General features: G+C 62.2%; 5 protein-coding genes. 4 read left to right on the top strand and 1 reads right to left on the bottom strand.

The window, feature by feature from the left end:
- Window positions 1-177 precede the first annotated feature (177 nt).
- Window positions 178-2,007 (bottom strand): sigma-54-dependent Fis family transcriptional regulator, encoded by a 1,830-nt coding sequence (locus MA884_RS01240; RefSeq protein ID WP_256228578.1) that lies wholly within the window; start codon window positions 2,005-2,007, stop codon window positions 178-180.
- Between the two features lie 276 nt (window positions 2,008-2,283).
- Here MA884_RS01240 and MA884_RS01235 point away from each other — a divergent pair, with 276 nt between their 5' ends.
- The 4 genes from MA884_RS01235 to MA884_RS01220 all read left to right on the top strand — a co-directional run bounded on the left by MA884_RS01235 (window position 2,284) and on the right by MA884_RS01220 (window position 7,338).
- A complete protein-coding gene (locus tag MA884_RS01235) occupies window positions 2,284-3,051 on the top strand; it encodes a coniferyl-alcohol dehydrogenase (protein ID WP_256228577.1) in 768 nt (255 codons plus the stop codon).
- A gap of 94 nt (window positions 3,052-3,145) precedes the next feature.
- On the top strand, window positions 3,146-4,792 hold the full coding sequence (locus MA884_RS01230) for a DUF1302 domain-containing protein (RefSeq protein WP_256228576.1): 1,647 nt from the start codon (window positions 3,146-3,148) through the stop codon (window positions 4,790-4,792).
- An 18-nt stretch (window positions 4,793-4,810) separates the two neighbouring features.
- Window positions 4,811-6,172 (top strand): DUF1329 domain-containing protein, encoded by a 1,362-nt coding sequence (locus tag MA884_RS01225; RefSeq protein ID WP_256228575.1) that lies wholly within the window; start codon window positions 4,811-4,813, stop codon window positions 6,170-6,172.
- Between the two features lie 86 nt (window positions 6,173-6,258).
- On the top strand, window positions 6,259-7,338 hold the full coding sequence (locus MA884_RS01220; RefSeq protein WP_256228574.1) for a YCF48-related protein: 1,080 nt from the start codon (window positions 6,259-6,261) through the stop codon (window positions 7,336-7,338).
- Window positions 7,339-7,444 lie beyond the last annotated feature (106 nt).

The following is a 7,444-nucleotide window of genomic DNA, read 5'->3' as shown; positions in this document are numbered from 1 at the left end:
GGGAGCAAAGCTTGCTCGCGATGACTGAGGCACATTCAACATTGATGCGAGCGGAACCACCGCTATCGCGAGCAAGCTTTGCTCCCACGGAGGAGGTTTGGATGGCCGGGAAATCGAAAGCAACATAAGCCATCCAAGACAATTGCCCCCGCACTTTTCCCCGGATCGGCGATGCCGTTATTCGCCGGTCGAGCGCCGCGACAGACGATAGGACAACTGGGCACGGGTCAGGCCGAGACGGCGGGCAGCCTCAGAGACATTGCCTTTCACCTCGCCCAGGCAGTGGTCAATGATGGTGTCCTCAATCTCTTGCAATGACAGTCGGCTCGGATCCTTGCCGCCGAACATTTCCAGACTCGCACCGCTGCCCGTAGTACTGGCTGCGGCGGTCGTTGTATGGGCCGATGGCGGATCGTTGGGGCTGGCGGCCAGTTGGCCACGGGTGCCGATGGAAAACATGGGCTGGGCCAGGCGCTCGCCGCTGGTAAACAAGTGCGCCAGGTCGATTGCCCCGCCATCCGGGGCGCTGATCACGCCGCGCTCCACCAGGTTCTGCAACTCGCGGATATTGCCCGGAAAGTCATAGGCCAGCAGTGTATCGGCCGTACGCGGAGTGAAACCGCTGATCTGCCGACCATGGCGCTGGGTGAAGCGATGCAGGAAGTGGGTCATCAACAATGGGATGTCTTCCTTGCGCTCGCGCAACGGCGGCAGGTGGATCGGGAACACATTCAGGCGAAAGAACAGATCCTCTCGGAACTCGCCACGTTGCGCGGCGGCACGAAGGTCGACGTTGGTCGCGGCGACCACTCGCACATCGACCTTCAACGTGCGGCTGCCACCGACTCGCTCGACTTCGCCCTCCTGCAAGGCGCGCAGCAGCTTGCCCTGGGCCACCAGACTGAGGGTGGCGATCTCGTCGAGGAACAGGGTGCCGCCATCGGCGCGCTCGAAGCGTCCGGCGCGCGATTGAGTGGCACCGGTGTAGGCGCCACGCTCGACGCCGAACAGCTCCGACTCCATCAGGTTTTCCGGGATGGCCGCACAGTTGATGGCGACGAAGGGCGCATCGTGACGCGGGCTGATACGGTGCAGCATTCGGGCGAACATTTCCTTGCCGACCCCGGACTCGCCGGTGAACAGCACCGTCGCCTGGGTCGGCGCGACCCGTCGCAACATGTGGCAGGCGGCGTTGAAGGCTGAGGAAATTCCCACCATGTCGCTGTCTTGTGCGGGTGTCGGATCAACCAGCAAGCTTGCCGGCAGGGCGCCTTTATCGCTGCGACGGTGGGCCGTCATGCTGCGCCCGCCAGTGCTGACGAAAGGCTCGGCGTTGAGGTCGGCCAGGTCCGCTTCGGCGTCGTCCCATTCCTCCGCGGGTTTTCCAATCAGTCGGCAAATGCTGGACCCGGTGGAACGGCATTCGACCTCGCGGTAGAGAATCAGCCGGCCGACCATCGCCGAGGTGTACCCGGTGGCATAGCCGGTCTGCATCCAGCAGGCCGGTTCGGTGCCGATGCCGTATTGGGCGATGTGCTCATCGTCCTCGCTGGAGTGGTGCCAGAGGAATTCGCCGTAATAGGTGCCCAGGTTCATGTCGAACTCGAAATGCACCGGCTCGACCTTCACCGCGCCTTCGATCGCATGAATGATCGGGCCGGCGGCAAACAGCGCCAGGATGTCGGCCTCGGGGAAGCGTTCCTTGATCAGGGCGGCGTCCCGAGCCCCGCAATGGTAACCCGTGCGCAGCATGATGCCTCGGGCGCGGGCCAGGCCCATGCTTTCAATCAGCTCTCGACGTAGTGCGCCGATGCCGCTGTTGTGGATCAGCAGCATGCGTGCGCCGTTCAACCAGATGCGCCCGTCGCCCGGGCTGAACATCAGGCATTCAGTCAGATCCTGCAGGGTAGGCGGTGCCCCCGGTGGCAGCTGCTCGCTGGCACCCCGCACGGGTTTGCTTGGCGTTGCGCGAGAGAGTTCGGCCAGGGAAATCAGCTTGTTCGCCATCACAAATCCTTAAACGGGGTAATCATAATCTGCATAGTGCAGCATGAAATTGCTGAAATCATCACTTTTTTCAACCGCATTAGCCCCCCGCCTGAAGCTCATATACCCCTGTATTCGCTGGATGCCGCGTGCTTGAGCGGTTGCCGTGTGATTGCCCGGAAATGGCATATCGCTTGCTACAACTAGTTACCGAGATTAACTAATTCGGCAATAACAATATGGCTTGGCTGTCGCCGCCTGCGAGCAGGCAGCACAAGCACGAATCGGGAAGCCCGTATGAAGTTGACCAATAAGAGGATAGTCGTGACCGGGGTCTCCTCGGGCATCGGTGCCGAAACTGCCCGGACCCTGCGTGCCCACGGTGCCACCGTTATCGGCATGGATCGTAATGAGCCCCACCTGAGCCTGGACGATTTCATCCAGGCTGATCTCAGTCACCCGGATGCCATCGATGCGGCCGTGCAGCAGTTGCCGCCGGCGCTCGACGGCTTGTGCAACATCGCAGGGGTCCCCGGTACTGCCGACCCGCAACGGGTTGCCCAGGTCAATTACCTGGGGGTACGCCATCTCTGTGGGGCGGTGCTGCCGCGCATCGTTGCGGGGGGCAGCATCGTCAACGTCGCTTCGATTCTTGGCGCGCAATGGCCGCAGCGCCTGGACCTGCACAAGGCCCTGGCCGGTACCCAAAGCTTTGCCCATGGACAAGCCTGGCTGGCCGAACATCCGGTGCCCCGGCAGAGCTGCTACCAGTATTTCAAAGAAGCCTTGATCGTCTGGAATTACCAGCAGGCCCAACCCTGGTTCTTGCAGACCTCGGTGCGGATGAACTGCGTGGCGCCTGGCCCGGTGTTCACGCCCATCCTGGGTGATTTCGTCAGCATGCTCGGTCAAGAGCGCGTCGAGGCTGACGCTCATCGTATGAAACGCCCGGCCTACGCCGACGAAGTGGCGGCGGCCATTGCCTTTCTGTGTGCCGACGAAGCGCGTTGGATCAATGGCGTCAACCTGCCGGTCGATGGCGGCCTGGCATCCACCTATATCTGAACGAGGAGCCTTGGGTGAGTGACCGCCGGTCGTCTCCGGGCGAACGGCCAGTTCTTAAAACATGCTTCCAACAACAAGAACAATGAGGAACAACATGCACAATTCTCGATGCTATCCAGGCTTCAAGCGTTCGGCCCTGGCACTCTCGGTTTGCCTGGCCGGCTGGGCCTCCCAACCCCAGGCTGCGCAAATAGACTTGGGTGACAGTCAATGGCGCCTGCGTTGGGATAACACCCTCAAGTACAGCCAGGCCTGGCGTCTGCAAGGTGCCGACGACAATCTGGTCAACGCGCCGACGGCGGGCGGCCTGTATCCCTCGATCCAGAGTCAGGGCGACAAGAATTTCAGTAGCGGGCTGGTCTCCAACCGCCTGGACTTGTTCAGTGAGATGGACCTGAGCCGGGAAAACTATGGCCTGCGCCTCAGTGGGGCCGCCTGGTACGACGATATCTACAACAAGAACACCGACAGCAGCGAGCAACGGCACTTCCTCGACGATACCCGCGAACTGCACGGACGCGACGCCGAACTGCTCGATGCTTTCGTGTTCGTGCGTGGCAATGTCGGCGAGGCGAGCCAGGGCACCGTGCGGCTGGGCCGGCATAGCCTGATTTATGGCGAAAGCCTGTTCTACGGGGGCAACGGCATCGCCAATGCCCAGGGGCCGAGCGATATCGTCAAACTGCTCAGCGTCCCCGGCACCCAGTTCAAGGAAATCCTGCGTCCGGTCAATCAAGTGTCCGGGCAGTTGCAGATCAACCCGCAGTTGTCGGTGGGTGCTTACTATCAGTTCGAATGGGAACGTTCCAACCTGCCAGGGGCAGGCAGCTACCTGAGTGACAACGATGGCATCGGCGAAGGTTCCGGCGATTGGACCCAGGTGTTTGGCAACACCACCGTGCATGCCTCCGATATCGAGGCCAGGAATTCCGGCCAAGGCGGTATGCAACTGCGCTACAAGCCCGAAGGCACTGAACTGGAACTCGGCTTCTACGCCGCCAAGTACCACGACAAGGCGCCGAGCGCGCTCTATGCCTACCTGGACGGTGCAGCGGCTGCCGCCACCGGACTGCCGATCCTGGGTTCCTATCGCCAGGTCTACGCCGAAGACATCAAAACCCTGGGCGCCAGTTTCTCCACCGCCTATGGCCCGTTCAATTTCGCCGGCGAAACCTCGGTACGGTGGGACGCACCGCTGGTGAGCAACCTGCAAGTGGTGACACCGGCCATGGCGGCGGACAACAACGGCGACGCGCTCTACGCCAAGGGCAAGACCGCCCACGTCAACCTCTCGACCATCTATCTGCTGTCGCCTGGCCCGCTTTGGGATGGTGGTTCGGTGCTCGCCGAACTGGCCTGGAACCGCACCCTCAGCGTCACCGATAACCGTGCGGCATTGGACGCCAACACCACCCGGGACGCCACGGCGCTGCGCGTGTTGGCCGAACCGGCTTATTTCCAGGTGGCCGACGGTCTGGACCTGAGCGTGCCGGTAGGTTTTGGCGTGGTCCTCGATGGGCGCTCCTCAGCGGTCAGCAAGGCCGGGTTCGGCAATACCCACGCCGGCGACTGGAGTGTCGGAGTCAAAGCCACTTACCTGCAGCGCTGGGACTTCGGCATCAACTACGTGAACTTCTTCGGCAAGAAGGAGGCGGGGCTGCGCGAGGACGGCAACTTCAGCTACGGGCAATCGCTGGCCGACCGTGACTTCGTCGCCATGTACGTGAAAACCACATTCTAATAAGAGGTTTCATTCGTTATGCACAGCAACCTTTCCTTGCGTATTTCGGCCTTGGCCATTGCCTTGCTCAGTGCCGGCCTGGTGCACGCGGCCGTTTCCCCGGAGCAGGCCGCACGGCTGAACTCGGACCTCACCCCCCTTGGCGCCGAGCGCGCCGGCAACAAAGACGGCAGCATTCCTGAATGGACAGGTGGCTACACCACGGCACCGGCTGGCTACAAGAACGGCGATAAACGCGCTGATCCGTTCGCCGCCGACAAGCCGCTGTACTCGGTCAGCGCGTCCAACATGGCGCAGTACGCCGACCAATTGGCCGAGGGCACCAAAGCCCTGCTGCAGAAATATCCGGCTTACCGTCTGGACGTTTATCCCACCCGGCGCAGTGCCGCAGCGCCCCAGTGGGTGTATGACAACACCTTGAAAAACGCTACCCGCGCGAACCTTGAGGTGGCCACCGAAAAGGTCAGCGGTGCCTATGGCGGGATTCCTTTTCCATTGCCGCAAAACGGCGCCGAGGTGCTGTGGAACTACCGCCTGTCCTGGCAGGGGGGCGACACCTTCTATTCGCCTTTTGACACCTGGCTGATGACCGCAGGCGGCAAGAAAATCCAGGCCACCCGCGCGCGTTTCTGGTACCAGCAACCGTACTACTTCAAAGAAGGCAGCCTGGAGACCTTCGCCGGCAAGTTTCTGATCGGCAAACTGGCCACCGAACAACCATCCTCCAAGGCCGGCGAGGGCCTGATGACGCATTGGGACATGGATCCCGGCAAACGTGCCGCCTGGCAGTACCTGGTCGGCCAGCGCCGGGTGCGTCGTGCGCCGAACGTTGCCTACGACACGCCGGACTTCGTCACCTCGGGCGTCGGTTTCTTCGACGAGGCCTTCATGATCTTCGGTCCGACCGACCGCCACGACCTCAAGCTGGTTGGCAAGAAAGAGTTGCTGGTGCCCTACAACAACAACCGCGCGGCAGCGGCGAGCAGCGACGAGTTGCTCAAGCCAGGCTTCCTCAACCCGGATCTGGTGCGGTGGGAGAAGCATCGGGTGTGGGTCGTGAGCGCCACACTCAAGGATGGCAAACGTCATGTGGTGCCCAAGCGCACCTATTACGTGGACGAAGACTCTTGGCAAGTGCTGCTGCTCGACGGCTATGACGCGCAAGGCAAGTTGGGGCGGCATAACTATTCGCTCACGCTGCTGGCGCCTGAAATGCCCGCGCTGACCGCGCAAATGATGTGGGGCAGCTACAACCTGGAGACCGGCGCCTACTTCCTGAACTCCTCGGCCAACGACCTGGATGTGCAGTACCAGAGCTATCCGCGTCCGCCGTCCGCGTTCTTCACCCCTGACGCCATGGCCAGCGACAGCATGCGCTAAGCGATTGTGCAAGGCGCCGGAGCCCAGGCATCGGCGCGTTGTGCGATCAGCGGTTGGATAACTCTTTTGCGGCGGTTGGAGCGGACATGAAAGGTAATTTTTCACTCATGCGGGCGCTACCGGTGGCCTTGCTGCTGGCTGTGTTATCAGTATCAGGCTGGGCGACGGCCAGCCCGGGGATTGCACTACTCAACCAGTCGGCCTTGCAGAGTGCCAAGGCACCCCGTGCGGTGCTGCTGGCGGTAACCCGGGCGGGCGATCGGCTGGTGGCGGTTGGCGAACGCGGCATCGTCCTGCTCTCTGATGATTCCGGCCAGAGCTGGCGTCAGGCCCGTGTGCCGGTCAGCGTCAGCCTGACGGCGGTGCAGTTCGTGGATGCCGAGCAGGGCTGGGCTGTCGGTCATATGGGCGTGATTCTTCACAGCACCGACGGTGGCGAAACCTGGCTCAAGCAACTCGATGGCGTCGCAGCGGCGCAGCTGGCGCTGGTTTCGGCTCAACAAGGCCATGACGCCAAGCGGCTCAAGGATGCCGAGTGGCTGGTCGCCGATGGCCCGGACAAACCCTTTCTCGACCTGTATTTCAGCGACCGTCGCAACGGCTATGTGGTCGGCGCCTATGGTCTGATCTTGCGCACTGCTGACGGTGGCGACAGCTGGCAGCCGTGGATGCAGCAGGTGGATAACCCCGAGGGCCTCAACCTGTACGGCATTCGCCCGGCGGGCGGTGCGCTGTTCATCGTTGGCGAACGCGGTCTGCTGCTGCGTTCGGCTGACAATGGGAGCACTTTCCAGGCGCTCGACTCACCCTATGACGGCAGTTTTTTCGGTGTGCAGGGCAGTGCCGCCGGAGAGCTGGTGGTCTTCGGTCTGCGCGGCAACGCTTATTGGTCCGGTGACCAGGGCGTCAACTGGCGGCGCATCGAAACCGGTCTGGAGGTGGCCTTGTCAGCCGGCACCCGCTCGCCAGATGGCGCGTTGATCCTGGCCAGCCAGGCCGGCGATCTGCTGCTCAGCCTCGATCGGGGACGCAGCTTGCGGCATTTGAAAGGCCCGACCGGCACCTCGATCGCCGGTCTGGTGTCCGCCCCGGATGGCAGCTTGATTGGTGTCGGCCTCAGTGGCGTGACCCGCCTCAAGCATGACCTTTACTCGGCGCAACGTTGAAACACTTGCCAGAGCCCTATGCGGCCGTATTCGGAGTCCGATGTGAACGACCATAATCCCGCCCTCGAACAGCAAGTGGTAATCGCCCGTCTGGAGGATTTCGATC

Origin of the sequence: Pseudomonas sp. Q11 (assembly GCF_024494355.1) — a bacterium.
GTDB classification, from domain to species: domain Bacteria; phylum Pseudomonadota; class Gammaproteobacteria; order Pseudomonadales; family Pseudomonadaceae; genus Aquipseudomonas; species Aquipseudomonas hefeiensis.
This window is presented reverse-complemented; position numbering and strand designations above follow the sequence as displayed.